This is a genomic window from Collinsella sp. i06-0019-1H4, assembly GCF_042849575.1.
In the GTDB taxonomy this organism is placed as follows: Bacteria; Actinomycetota; Coriobacteriia; order Coriobacteriales; family Coriobacteriaceae; genus Collinsella.
The window spans coordinates 2,196,377-2,208,676 of the sequence record NZ_BAABYB010000001.1 but is presented as its reverse complement, the minus strand read 5'-3'; the positions used below and the strand labels follow the sequence as shown (position 1 = coordinate 2,208,676).

Here is a 12,300-nt window from a genome sequence, read left to right as displayed (position 1 = left end):
TTATAGATTAAGCGATTCTTGAGCCAAGATTAATAGTGGATGAGTTTTTGGGTGGTGTGAGGGAGGAGCGGAATGTGTCTATTGGGTTGCGCGGGGGAGAAACGACTCACCTTTTGGGCTGCTGCCGACGAGGTCTAATACTTTTCCCGAGAAGTGAACGAGCTAAATCGGACCCCCGAAGCATCGACACTTTAGAGGTGCCGTTTCCTGCGGTTTCGGTGCTGGAATCCTGCGATTTTGCCGACGAAAAATGTGGATGCTTCAGGGGTCCAAAAACAGACGTTCACTTCGCGGAAAAGCATTAGACCTCGATAGCGGGGGATGGGGTGCCGGTGCAAAACGGCGTTATGGGTTGGTCGAGCAGGTGGTTTTGAGGCGACTGGGACATGGCGGGCGGTCGATCACCTATACTGGTTGGGCTCAACTGGAGAGGTGATAACTAGTTATGAAGTCAATCAATGTTGCAGCAGCGATTATTCAGAAGGACGGGAAAATCCTGAGTTGTCAGCGCGGCTATGGCGAGTTTAAAGACGGCTGGGAGTTTCCGGGCGGAAAGCTCGAATCGGGCGAGACCGGCGAGCAGGCAATCGTGCGCGAGATTCAAGAAGAGCTCGAGGTCACAATCGGTAACCTCGCCTATCTTTGCACGGTCGAACACGATTATGAGACGTTCCACCTGTCGATGCAGTGCTACCTGGCTAACATCCTTTCCGGGGAGTTCAAAGAGCACGCTCATGAGGATATGAAATGGCTTGATACCAATAACCTGTGGGATGTCGATTGGCTTCCGGCGGACGTTAAGGTTGTCGATGAGCTCGAAAAGAAGCTCGGGCTTAAGTAGACAGAAGGAGCGGGTGCCATATGGCGACTCGCTCCTTTTTTGTTATTACTCGGCCTCGCTCAAATCGCTGAGCATAAACTCGTAAATGTCCTGACGCACGGGCGCATTGAGCTCATATTCGATTTCGACGGCGTTGTCGCCGCTCTTAGTTTTAATGGCTTCGAACTTGCCGGTCGGATGCATTTCGCCTAAGAAATAGAACTCCTTACCATCCTTATCGTCCTTGTTCTTTCGCATAAACAAATACGTCTTCAGGCCGTTTCCCGGCCATGCCTGCAGTCGCAAAATCTCGGGGGAGTTGAGCGTGCGGTTGCCCTTCGAGATTGCGATGAGCTTGCTCGGCGAAACAAAGCGGTCTTCATACTGAATTGACTCACTAATGTCGGGAGCCTTGTCATAGTTAATAAACACGGGGAATGTATTGGTCTTCTCATCGTAGAAGTATCCGCCAAGGTTTTGGCCGTTGATGTTCTTTTGCCAGTTCATCAGACGGCAAACCTCCTCGTACGTGTACTTGGCGTTGAGAACGAAATTTGTGTTTTCGTACGTCTCGGCATAGTCGAGTCGGTTGCGCTCAATACCAAAATCCAGCACCTCGAGAATCTGACGCTTGAACTCTGCGTTGCGCAGGGCGGTCGCAAACGCTTCGGTCAGACGAGGTCCGGTTCCATCGTCAATAAGCAGGGAAACGAAATCCTTAGGAGTGGCAAAGTCGCCCTTAAGGACTGCGATTGCCGACCTAACGGCGCTGTCCTTAAGCTGTGCGCGGTAGTTCCTAAGCGCGGCCTCGCGCATATGCCGATAGCCCTCGTGTCCGGCTTCGACGAGCGTTTGAAGCAAATAGAGGTCTTCGAATCGCTTGCCCGCGGCGAGCTTTTGCGAAATAAATTTGAGAATCTTGGTTTGATCAGAGGAAAATTGAACCGTGTAGTCCGGCTCGTATTTGGAAAGAAATGCGTGGTAGGAGCCTAAGCCGCTATTCTTGAAGATAAGCAGCGGATCGATAGAGCCGTTACGATCAAATTCGAGCAGCGAGGGGATCTTGCCGAGTTTTTGACGTAAGTCGAGATATTCGTTTTTCAAAAACCTGACGGAGGTGAAATCGCCGCCGTCGATGGCCTTGTAAATGCGTGCCTCGGAAATACGATCGAAGCTCACGGTCGAGCATCCGGGGATCGCCGAATCGCCCTCTTGAACAAGGCGGCGCAGGCGGTCTTTGTTATACGTCTTGTCACCCGAAAGCGCGATGGGCACCAAGAAGTTGCTCTGGTAGTTGCCAATAAAGTCGAGCACCAGTGCGTATTCCTTATCATCATTCAGGCGCAAACCTCGTCCGAGCTGCTGAATAAAGATGATTGCGGAGTCGGTGCGTCGAAGCATGATGATCTGATTGAGCGAGGGGATGTCGACGCCTTCGTTCATGATATCGACCGAGAAAATGTACTCGAGCTCGCCGGCTTCAAGTCGGCTGATCGCGGCATCGCGGACCTCATCGGAATCTTGACCGCTAATCGCAACCGTTCGATATCCGAGAGCGTTGAATTTGTGTGACAGTTCCTTGGCCTCGGCGTTTCGATTGCAAAAAATTAGGCTCTGTTAGACCAAGGTTGACATAAAAACGATGTCACCGCGAGGCGGTACCCTTCAATTAACGTCGAAGGAGCGCCCATGGATGCAGACGACCTGGTCATCACCCTCAAGAAGAGCCTGGCGAAGCTCAGCAGGACCGAGCGCCGTAAAGCCGTCGAGTTGGTCGGGGACGTCGTCCGCGCCGCCATGTTCGACGATGCGGCGGGAGATGGCCATGAGGTAGAGCGCTGCCCCCGTTGCGGCTCGGTCGCTATCGTCAAGAAGGGCAAGTCCAGGAACGGCGAGCAGCGCTACCTCTGCCGCGACTGCGGCAGGACGTTCTCCGGCTCCACCGACCGGATCCTCGGCGCGAGCAAGTTGCCCCGCGAGACCTGGATGGCCTACGCCGAGTGCTTCGCCCTCATGCTCCCTCTCCGCGAGTGCGCCGGCCGCTGCGGTGTCTGCCTCAAGACCGCCTGGACCATGCGCCACAGGCTCATCGAGTGCCTGAGGGAATACTCGCCCACGTTCCATGTGGGGCAGGGGCAGGCTTGCGAGCTCGACGAGACGTACTTCCCCGAGTCCTTCAAGGGCAACCATTCAAAGGGCTCCTTCACCCTGCCGAGGAAGGCTCGCCACCGCGGCAAGCAGGTCCATAGGCGCGGCCTCTCCCGCGAGCAGATCTGCGTCATGACGGGCGTCAGCGACACGGACGCCACCTTCTTCGAGGTCTCGGGCCGCGGCGTTGTCTCGCGCAGGCGTGCGGCGGAGGCCCTTCGCGACCGCATCGGCGCGGGCGCGGTCGTCGCCACGGACAAGGCGGCCGCATACATCGACGTGCTGCGCGACCTGAAGGTCGCCTCGCATGAATCCTATGATTCCAAGGACCGTTCGGAGGGCACCATCAACCGCATCAACGCCGTCCATTCGCTCCTCGGCTCGTTCATGGCCCGCTTCAGGGGAGTGTCCACCAAGCACCTGGGGGCCTACCTCGACTGGTTCCGCTGGTGCCGCACCTTCATGGCGGCGGGCTCGCGCGCGGCGGAGTCCACGGTCGCCCGCCAGCTCGCCAACGGCTCCTGCTCGACCCGCGTCCGCGGCATGTTCGGCCTCGAGCCTCCCCTCATGGACTACTGGGACGGGCGGGCGGCCTAGCGAATTAAAATGGTGGCCACGGAGCAGCGACCGCGGAAGGAGCGGCAATGACATCGAACGTCCCGGCCACCACGATAAGAATCGATCCCGAGGTCAAAAGGGAGGCCGTGGCCGTGCTCGACGAGCTCGGGCTCTCCATGTCGGGCGCCATGAACATATTCCTCAGGGCGGTGGTCCGCGAGGGCGGCCTGCCCTTCGACGTCAGGCTGGGATCTTCGGGGAAGGCTGACGGGGAGGGCGCGGACCGCGATGGGCGGGGATAGCCCGATTATTTTCCGGTTCGGCGAACAGCCGATCGTGTCAAATTTGGTCTAACAGAGCCAAAAATTAAGCCCCTGCGATTGCTTTTGGTGACGCTATATTCTTCGATCTTCTCGGTGATATGACGCACGCGCTCGTCGGACGTCAAACGCCCGAACAGGGCGATATCTTCGACCGTTTCGTCGTCAATCTCCAGATCGTGAATGCCAAAATAATGGAAGGGGGCAAGCATCTCCTCGGCCAAAGCGTCCTGCAGCGTGATCTGGAACGCGATGACGTGATTGAAAAGGGCAAAGACGTCATAGCCGTCGGTGCGATTGGGTGTAGCGGTCATGCCCAGATAAAACCGAGGCGTAAAGTGCGACATGATGGATTGGTAACCCTGGGATCCCGTGCGGTGGGCCTCGTCGATAACGATGTAGTCGAACTCATCGGGACGGAAATCGCTCAGATGTTTGGCGACCGAAGAACACATGGCAAACACGCAGGTAGCATTGCTTATATTCTTGCCAGTTTGATAGGTGTCGAACGTATAGGTACTACCTAAGAGGCGTTCGTAGCTTGCGCGGGAGGCGTCGATAATGCGCCGACGGTGCGCAAGAAAGAGGACGCGCCGGGGTTTAGTTGCGAGCACGTCGAACGCCGAAAGGAAGGTCTTGCCGGTGCCGGTTGCCGAGACCAGCAGGGCGCGGGTCTCGTCCTTGCGGTGGATTGCACCGAGCGCCTCAAGGGCGCGCTGCTGCATTTTATTGGGCTTGATTTCTTCGAGGTCATTCTGCGCCGGCGTTTCCGCAGATTTGAATGTCGGTTTCGATTTGGGCTTTGGCGGACGTGCCGATCGATATGCGGCATAGTTCTCAATCCAGTCTTGGGAAAGCAAAACGGTTGAGGTATCGTTCCACAACGAATTGAACTCGCCCCTCAGTTCGTTGAGTAGGCGGCTGTTCTCGACAGTCTGGTACAGCACATTCCATTCTTTATTGCAGGTGAGAGCGGTCTGCGTCATGTTGGAGCTGCCGACGATGACCGTGCTGGTTTCGCCCTTATCAAAAATGTATCCCTTGGCATGCAAATTACCCTGGAATACGCGAACTTCCATGTTGTCGTATTCCAGGAGCTTGCGAAAGACATCGGGTGAGTTGAAGTTGAGATAGGTGGACGTGAGCAGCCTGCCCTTAATGCCACGCTGCTTGAGCTCCTGGAACGTCTCGACCAGGATTTGAAGGCCGCCGTCTGCAACAAACGCTACGCAAAAGTCAAAAGAGCCGCAGGCTGAGAGCTGCTCCTTCATAACGGATAGTAGTGTTCCGCCTGTCGCCTTCGAGTTGGCGATGAGCTTGGGTGAATCGTTCTCGCGTGCAAGCGAGTCGAATTCAATATCAATCTGCTGCTGCGTAGTCATCCCGGCCAAACCTTTCGAAAGACTATGTTGGCGCCAGGATAACAGATCGATCGTTCGTGTTTTGGGCGGCTTTTCTTTCCGGTCTCGTTTTATAGGTGGTTGGGAGGAGACGTACTCTCAATAGCAAGCGACTTCCACGGCCCAGTGTCGTCCGTTGTCTGCGCCTTGGCGTGGCCTCGCCTGAATCCAGTTGCAAATGACCCGGAGACGATTCTGCAAGTTTTTGTCACTTGTAAGAAAAACTTGCATAATTCGCAAGTTTTTGTCATGCTGTGAGAAAAACTTGCAGATTGGGGCGAACGATGAACAGCCGGATGGTCCCTAGAAATCGATATCTCGAAAAATTGATCGCCTTCCGTGACACGGATGTCATCAAGGTCGTAACGGGTATGCGCCGTTGTGGCAAATCGACGCTTCTGGACATGATGCGCAAACATCTGGAGGATAACGGCGTTCCATCCGAATGTCTTTTGACCTTTAAGATGGAGTCATTTGAGCTGGAGGGCGTGCGTGATTGGCGAGAGCTTTACCGCCACGTGGACGGTCTAATGCCTGCGGGCAAGAGGTGCTATCTATTCTTCGACGAGCTTCAGGAGGTTGCCGGATGGGAGAAGACGATTAACGCACTTCGTGTCGACCGGGACTGCGATATATATGTTACGGGTTCGAATGCTTTTCTCCTCTCGTCAGAGATTGCGACCTTAATCTCGGGCAGGTATGTCGAGATTCGGATGCATCCGCTCGCTTTTTCGGAATATGTCGACTTTCTTGGTCCGACTGACGTCACGAATAGGCTTGCTGTTTTTGGCCGGGAGGATATTGTTGCACTCGACGATCTTCTTGACCGCTATCTGACGTTTGGAGGCCTGCCGTTCCTCGCTGCTTCAAAGCTGCCGGAGCAGGAAATGAAGGACTATATCTGGAGCACATACCAGACAATCGTCGGGCGCGATATTTTGGCTCGCGAAGCCCGTCGGGGCAGACGGTCGGTGACGAGCAGGAGTGTGCTCGACCGCGTCACTTCCTACTTGGCTGATAACATTTCAAACCCGACATCAATTAATAAGATCGTTGGAACGCTGGCAGAGAACGGGGCGAAATCCTCACACGGCGTCGTGGACACTTGTGTGTCCGCCCTTGAGGAGACCTATATCTTTTCGCACGCGCGCCGATTTGATATTAAGGGTCGGGACATTTTGAAGACCGGTGGCAAATTCTACATTGAGGATCTGGGACTTCGAGCTTTCTTGGATGGGTATCGCGGCAGCGACAGTGGGCGTGTTCTCGAAAATGCCATTTACAATCGCCTTGTCTATGACGGATACCAGGTCTTCACGGGTCATCTTCGAGATGCTGAAATCGACTTTGTTGCGATCGGCGACGGCTCGGATCGTAAGTTTATTCAGGTCACGGAGTCGATTGACGAGGAGGCGACGCGCAAGCGTGAATTGCGTCCATTTGAGCTCAGGTCGCTCGAGAAGATCACCGGCGGTTACGAGAAGATCATCATTGTTCGCCGGGGAAGCCATCCGACCGACATTGACGGCATCAAAATCGTTTCCGCAGTCGATTTCTTAATGGGTAGGCTTGGGGCTTAGAGCGTTTGGAGCACGTCTGTTTCCTATGCCTAGCGACATTGCCGCAGCTCGTGACGCCGCCGGCTCCTTCCTTTCCGTCAAGCGGCGCCAACTCAGCTGATCCGTTGGGGACGGAGGAAAGCGGATTATTTTCGGTGCGCCGCAGGTGATACGAATCCTGCGGCGCGCTGTTTTTTGCGCGGGGGCTTTCAGCTGTGTCCGCACGACATGGGACACTTGCCCTGTCGCCCTGCTCTGCCGCGGCGGCATGTACCTGAACAACGACCCTCTAAGGAGTTCGATTTTGATGAGTGACAACACCAAGCATCTCGCAAAGAAGTGCGTCAAGGACGCGGGGCCGTGCCTCGCGTTGTGCCTTGCCGGCGCAGCGGTCGCGCTGCTGGCTGTTCTGGGGCCATTCGACGTGCTCCGAAGTGCCAGTTCTCTGCACGTTTGCATGGCCCTTGCCGGCGCCATGATGACCGGCGGCGTACTCGATCTGATTTTTTGGGTGCTCGACCCGTTTGGATGGAAGAACGAGGGGTAAGCCCTAAGGGATGGATACCCCGCAGCAACAGGAGGTCCCCGTGATCTGGTTTACCGGCGATACTCACTTTGGACACGAGAACATGCTACGGCTTAGCGATAGGCCTTGGTCGACTGTTGCGCAGATGAACGATGCCATGGTCGCCAACATTAACAGCAAGGTTGCTGCGGATGACGAGCTCTACATCTTGGGCGACTTCAGCTTTAAGATGACGGTCCAAGACGCCTATGAGCTGCGCAAAAGCATTTCATGTAAGCGCGTCCACCTACTGCCCGGCAACCACGACAAAGACTGGACGCAGCCTGCGGTTGCGGATGCTTTTATCGTCGAGCCGCCCATTTGCGTGCTCAAGATCGACCGCCAAAAAATCGTGCTGAGCCACTATCCTATGGCTGACTGGCAGGGCATGTCGCACGGCAGCTGGCATTTGCACGGGCATATCCACAGTTGCGGCGGCGCGTACAACAAGTTCAACCTCAGGCAGGGGCTGCTGCGCTATGACGTGGGCGTGGATGCTAACAGCTACGCCCCCGTGAGCCTGGAAGAGCTCAGGTCGCGGTTTGCACAGGTAGACGAGCCGGTGTGTTGCGTTAAATGGCCGTGGTGGGTCAACGCCACGGGTGAGGAGCAGATTGAGCACGATCTCGAAACATATAAGAGGGAAGTGGTAATCCGATGACGGTCTATGTGACGGGCGATATTCACGGCGGCGTCGACATGCAAAAGCTGCGCGACTGGGAGCTTGGGGATAGTCTGACGAGTAACGACTATCTCATCATCGCGGGCGACTTTGGCTTTCCGTGGGATTTCTCTGCCGAGGAATGCGCCGACATCGCCTGGCTGGAGTCGCGGCTCTATACCGTGCTGTTTGTCGACGGTAACCACGAACGCTTCGACCATTGGGCGGAGCGTCCCATGGAGCTGTGGCACGGTGGGCTGACGCAGCGCCTGTCGGACACCTCTCCCATACGGCGCCTGACGCGTGGCGAGGTTTTTGAGCTCGACAACTCAACGATCTTTACTATGGGCGGTGCCACGAGCGTGGACAAGGAATACCGCATTCCGTATTCCAGCTGGTGGCCACAGGAGCTGCCGGACGAGCGCAACTTTGAGGAGGCACGGACAAAGCTCGACAGCGTGGGCTGGAAGGTCGACTACGTAATCACCCACACCTGCTCTACGCACATGCTTTCGCCCACGCTCTATCCGGCGCCCGGCTGGGATTGCCCCGGCGTTGATCGACTTACGGCGTTTTTCGATGAGCTGGAAGATCGCTTGGACTACAAGCGCTGGTACTACGGCCATTTTCATCGGGATGCCAACCCGGCCGAGCGCCACACCGTGCTCTACGACTGTATCGTTCGCTTGGGTGATGAACTCCAGCCCTGGGATGTTGCGTAGCGGCAAGACGTTTGGCTACTCGGCCGTTATGGTGATGTTTTTCCGGTGCGCGTGGATAACATCCCAGCTAAAGTGCTCGACCAATTGCTCGGCGGTGCGCGGCGTGGTGTCCGGCGCGATGCCTGTTTGCCCGGCGAGCCAGCCCAGCAGTGCCTCGGATGTGCCAAAGCGAGCGCGGAGCTCGCCCAGGTCCAGATCGCGGTCGCGCTTGGAAAGGCGGCGGCCGTCCGGTGACATGAGCAGCGGAATATGTGCGTAGTGCGGAGTGGGAAGTCCCAGCAGATGCTGCAGATAGATCTGGCGCGGCGTGGAGCCAAGCAGGTCGCATCCGCGTACGATCTCGGTAACACCCATGGCGGCGTCATCGACCACCACGGCCAGCTGATAGGCAAACACGCCGTCGCTGCGGCGCACCAAAAAGTCGCCGCACTCGGTGGCGAGCGCTTCGCATTGGGCACCATACGTGCGGTCCACGAATTCGACCACATCGTCTGCGAGGTCGTCGACGGCGGGCACGCGCAGGCGCGTGGCCGGGGCGCGCAGGGCACTGCGGCGGGCGACCTCCTCGGCAGAAAGGCCTCTGCAGGCGCCACGGTAGATGGGCGTGCCGTCGCTGGCATGCGGCGCGCTTGCGGTGTGGAGCTCGGCGCGCGTGCAAAAACAGGGGTAGGTGAGGCCGGCGTCCTGCAGCTGGTGCAGGGCGTCCTCGTACAGGTCTAGGCGATCGTGCTGGTAGTAGGGGCCTTCGTCCCACTCCAGTCCCAGCCAGGCTAGGTCGTCGATGAGCTGGGCGGCAAGTTCCGGGCGCTTACAGCGATCGTCCAGGTCCTCGATGCGCAACACGATGCTGCCGCCCTGGCTGCGGGCCGAAAGCCACGCGCACAGGCAGCTGAACACGTTGCCCAGGTGCATACGGCCCGAAGGCGACGGGGCAAAGCGGCCCACGACGGGGGCGGAGGCGGGCGGCGTCGTTGGCGCGTTCGCGGCGGGCGTTGCTATGTTGCGTGCGTTGATATCCATGCGGACGAGTATAGCGCGGGGCGCGGTAGGGAGGCGTCACTGTGGTCCGCAAGTTATCGAGGCCCCGCATTGCGTATAGCGGGCCGCAGACTCGGTGCTTTGGTTCCCGTCCATCAACTCGGTACCTTAGACGACAGAACCCCCGGCAGCTCTTCGCAACTGCCGGGGGTTCCGCGGAAAAGGGGGACATGATCCTCAAGCGAACGGCAAAGGGGCAAACCGTTTTCGCTCAAGTGCTTTATGCCCCTCGGCTGGCGGCTCAATCAGCGCATGCCGCGCCCACACAAAGCCGCTACACCTGTGACGGAGCTATGAAGTGGTATCTATTGCTGGCGCGGGACTCGGCCAAAGAGCGTCCCAAACGACTAGTCATTTAAGAATGTCCCCAATGACTAGCTGCTGGCGGAGGGAGTGACTTTTGTCCCAATTGACGCCCCGCTTGCCTAGACGGTCGTGTCGTACGCTCGCAAACGTGGGACAATAACGCTGTTGGTACCACAGATAAAGGATGTGCTCATGAACACCCTCGCCGCCAAAGTCAGTCGGCAGCGCCACCTGTTTGCGCGATTCGCTTCCGTTTGTGCGTTCGTCGCGCTTGCGTTGTTGCTGTTGCCTGTCGCCGCGCACGCCGGCGACTACTCCATGACCCAAACCTATATCGGTGTCACGGTTGAGGCCGATGGATCGCTGACCGTTGTCGAGGGACGCCAGTTTGATTTCGACGACGACATCAACGGCGTGTTTTGGGAGATCAATACGGGCTCCAACCAGCAGGGTGGCTCGGCGGGCGTCGACGTGCTGAGTGTCGAGGAAGAGGACACCGCGTTTAACAAAGTCGATAGCGCGAACAAGGGCGACTCTGGCGTCTACACGGTCGAGCAGACCGGTGACGGCGTAAAGATTAAGGTGTTCAGCCCTCACGAGAGCGGCGACAGCGCGACCTATTACGTGAGTTATACCATGACCGGTGCAGTCATGAACTGGGCCGATACCGCCGAGCTCTACTGGAAGTTCGTGGGTGACGGCTGGTCTGCGGATTCCGATGACGTCGAGATGGAAGTGCGCTTCGCAAATGCCGCTGCCGGGACGGCGGCCGTCAAGGGCGACAACTTCCGCGCATGGGGCCACGGTCCGCTGACGGGTGACGTGTCACTCGATGAGGACGAGCCCATGGTCACCTATACCATTCCCTGCGTGCATCAGGGCGAATTCGCCGAGGCACGCATCGCCTTCCCCAGCGACTGGGTGCCGCAGCTTGCCGCCTCGGGCGAAGAGCGCATGTCAACGATCCTGAGCGAAGAGAAGGAATGGGCCGACGAGGCTAACGCCCGCCGCGCTCACGCTCGCATGATTGCCAATGCACTTGCCGTGCTAAGTGTTGTCGCGGCGGTAGCCTTTACCGGCACAATCGTTGTGCTCAAGCTGCGCAAGCCCAAGCCCAAGCCGCTTTTTCAGGACGAATATTTCCGCGATGTGCCTTCGGCCGACCATCCCGCCGTGCTTTCGGCCCTCATGAGCTGGAACGAAGTGCCCGATCAGGCATATATCGCCACGCTCATGAAGCTCACTGACGACCGTGTGATCAAGCTGGAGCAGGCGACCGTGACCAAGGCCAAGAAGGGTCTGTTGGGGCGTGAAAAAGAAGAGCAGACGTATCGCGTGACGGTGAGTGATGCGGGCTGGAAATCGGCCAAGGGCATTGACCACATGGTGCTCAAGGTTTTCTTTGCCGGTGCTAAGCCCGACGAGAACGGCGATCGCTCGCGCACGTTTGACGAGCTGCAACACTACGTCAAGCAGCACGCCACACCCGTGGGCGACAAGCTCGAGGACTATCAGAACACCGTTAAGGGTAAGCTGGCCGATAGCGAGTACGTTGCCTCGGACGGCATTGTCGCAATGGTGTTTTGCCTGGTTCTCGGTATTCTGATTGCCTTTGTTCCCGTGGGATCCATCTTCTTTACCGACGGCGCACAGGCGAACATTATAGCCGCGGTTATCTCGGTGCCGATTGTGCTGGTGGGTATTGGCGTGGGCCTTACGTTCCGCCGCTTTACGCCGGAGGGCGCCGAGGTGGCGGCTCGCTGCAGGGCGCTTAAGCATTGGCTCGAGGACTTCACGCGCCTAAAGGAGGCCGTCCCCGGCGATCTGGTCCTGTGGAATAAACTTCTGGTGATGGGTGCGGCGCTGGGCGTTTCGAAGGAAGTCCTGCGTCAGCTTGCCGAGGCTGTTCCTCCTGAGGTGCGCGAGGCCGACGGTTTCTACGACAATTACCCCTGCTACTGGTGGTACTACCATCATTACGGTACCGAGTCGCCGCTCGATTCGTTTAACGATGTGTATCACGAGAGCATCCGCGAGCTGGCTTCGAGTTCCGATAGCTCGAGCGGCGGCGGTGGTGGCGGCTTCTCGGGCGGCGGAGGCGGCGGCGTCGGCGGAGGCGGCGGCGGAACGTTCTAGCGAGCTTTGATTTTTGGGATGGATCTTCTCCGGCGACTGCCGACGGATCCATCCCATTTTTAGGCGC

General features: G+C 57.7%; 11 protein-coding genes. 8 read left to right on the top strand and 3 right to left on the bottom strand.

Translation table 11 applies throughout. The features are described 5' to 3' along the window. Nucleotides 1-445: 445 nt before the first annotated feature. Nucleotides 446-841, top strand: coding sequence for a (deoxy)nucleoside triphosphate pyrophosphohydrolase (locus ACGHEN_RS09780; RefSeq protein ID WP_022093855.1), 396 nt, complete (start codon nucleotides 446-448; stop codon nucleotides 839-841). Between the two features lie 45 nt (nucleotides 842-886). Here the strand turns inward: ACGHEN_RS09780 and ACGHEN_RS09775 are convergent, their stop codons facing one another. Beyond that, the gene (locus ACGHEN_RS09775) at nucleotides 887-2,428 is read right to left on the bottom strand and encodes a DUF3427 domain-containing protein (protein WP_390399412.1); all 1,542 of its coding nucleotides are present in this window, start codon (nucleotides 2,426-2,428) and stop codon (nucleotides 887-889) included. Nucleotides 2,429-2,509: 81 nt separating this feature from the next. On the opposite strand from ACGHEN_RS09775, the gene ACGHEN_RS09770 reads away from it, so the two are divergent. Beyond that, on the top strand, nucleotides 2,510-3,565 hold the full coding sequence (locus tag ACGHEN_RS09770) for an IS1595 family transposase (protein WP_390397795.1): 1,056 nt from the start codon (nucleotides 2,510-2,512) through the stop codon (nucleotides 3,563-3,565). Nucleotides 3,566-3,612: 47 nt separating this feature from the next. Then, entirely contained in the window at nucleotides 3,613-3,828 is a 216-nt protein-coding gene (locus ACGHEN_RS09765) for a type II toxin-antitoxin system RelB/DinJ family antitoxin (RefSeq protein ID WP_390397797.1), read from the top strand. Nucleotides 3,829-3,833: 5 nt separating this feature from the next. On the opposite strand, the gene ACGHEN_RS09760 is transcribed toward ACGHEN_RS09765, so the two are convergent. Then, the gene (locus ACGHEN_RS09760) at nucleotides 3,834-5,228 is read right to left on the bottom strand and encodes a DEAD/DEAH box helicase family protein (RefSeq protein ID WP_390399084.1); all 1,395 of its coding nucleotides are present in this window, start codon (nucleotides 5,226-5,228) and stop codon (nucleotides 3,834-3,836) included. Nucleotides 5,229-5,530: 302 nt separating this feature from the next. On the opposite strand from ACGHEN_RS09760, the gene ACGHEN_RS09755 reads away from it, so the two are divergent. From ACGHEN_RS09755 to ACGHEN_RS09740, 4 genes are all read left to right on the top strand, one after another. Beyond that, nucleotides 5,531-6,826 carry an ATP-binding protein gene (locus ACGHEN_RS09755; protein WP_390399083.1) on the top strand — a complete coding sequence of 432 codons (1,296 nt, stop codon included), beginning with the start codon at nucleotides 5,531-5,533 and terminating at the stop codon, nucleotides 6,824-6,826. Between the two features lie 286 nt (nucleotides 6,827-7,112). After that, nucleotides 7,113-7,352 carry a hypothetical protein gene (locus ACGHEN_RS09750; RefSeq protein ID WP_118081513.1) on the top strand — a complete coding sequence of 80 codons (240 nt, stop codon included), beginning with the start codon at nucleotides 7,113-7,115 and terminating at the stop codon, nucleotides 7,350-7,352. A gap of 40 nt (nucleotides 7,353-7,392) precedes the next feature. After that, entirely contained in the window at nucleotides 7,393-8,031 is a 639-nt protein-coding gene (locus ACGHEN_RS09745; RefSeq protein ID WP_390399082.1) for a metallophosphoesterase, read from the top strand. After that, nucleotides 8,028-8,753, top strand: a complete 726-nt coding sequence (locus tag ACGHEN_RS09740; RefSeq protein ID WP_390399080.1) for a metallophosphoesterase — start codon at nucleotides 8,028-8,030, stop codon at nucleotides 8,751-8,753. The genes ACGHEN_RS09745 and ACGHEN_RS09740 overlap by 4 nt, the downstream gene beginning before the upstream one ends. Nucleotides 8,754-8,768: 15 nt before the next feature. Here the strand turns inward: ACGHEN_RS09740 and gluQRS are convergent, their stop codons facing one another. Beyond that, nucleotides 8,769-9,773, bottom strand: coding sequence for a tRNA glutamyl-Q(34) synthetase GluQRS (gluQRS, locus tag ACGHEN_RS09735; protein WP_390399078.1), 1,005 nt, complete (start codon nucleotides 9,771-9,773; stop codon nucleotides 8,769-8,771). Between the two features lie 516 nt (nucleotides 9,774-10,289). Here gluQRS and ACGHEN_RS09730 point away from each other — a divergent pair. After that, complete coding sequence (locus tag ACGHEN_RS09730; RefSeq protein WP_390399077.1) at nucleotides 10,290-12,233, top strand: DUF2207 family protein; 1,944 nt, start codon at nucleotides 10,290-10,292, stop codon at nucleotides 12,231-12,233. The last annotated feature ends 67 nt before the right edge of the window (nucleotides 12,234-12,300 follow it).

Excerpts from the sequence above, each read along its gene's own strand:
- ACGHEN_RS09750 (WP_118081513.1), top strand. The coding sequence starts at position 7,113 with ATGAGTGACAACACCAAGCATCTCGCAAAGAAGTGCGTCAAGGACGCG.
- ACGHEN_RS09740 (WP_390399080.1), top strand. The coding sequence starts at position 8,028 with ATGACGGTCTATGTGACGGGCGATATTCACGGCGGCGTCGACATGCAA.
- ACGHEN_RS09770 (WP_390397795.1), top strand. The coding sequence starts at position 2,510 with ATGGATGCAGACGACCTGGTCATCACCCTCAAGAAGAGCCTGGCGAAG.
- ACGHEN_RS09755 (WP_390399083.1), top strand. The coding sequence starts at position 5,531 with ATGAACAGCCGGATGGTCCCTAGAAATCGATATCTCGAAAAATTGATC.
- ACGHEN_RS09730 (WP_390399077.1), top strand. The coding sequence starts at position 10,290 with ATGAACACCCTCGCCGCCAAAGTCAGTCGGCAGCGCCACCTGTTTGCG.
- gluQRS (WP_390399078.1), bottom strand. The coding sequence starts at position 9,773 with ATGGATATCAACGCACGCAACATAGCAACGCCCGCCGCGAACGCGCCA.
- ACGHEN_RS09765 (WP_390397797.1), top strand. The coding sequence starts at position 3,613 with ATGACATCGAACGTCCCGGCCACCACGATAAGAATCGATCCCGAGGTC.
- ACGHEN_RS09780 (WP_022093855.1), top strand. The coding sequence starts at position 446 with ATGAAGTCAATCAATGTTGCAGCAGCGATTATTCAGAAGGACGGGAAA.
- ACGHEN_RS09760 (WP_390399084.1), bottom strand. The coding sequence starts at position 5,228 with ATGACTACGCAGCAGCAGATTGATATTGAATTCGACTCGCTTGCACGC.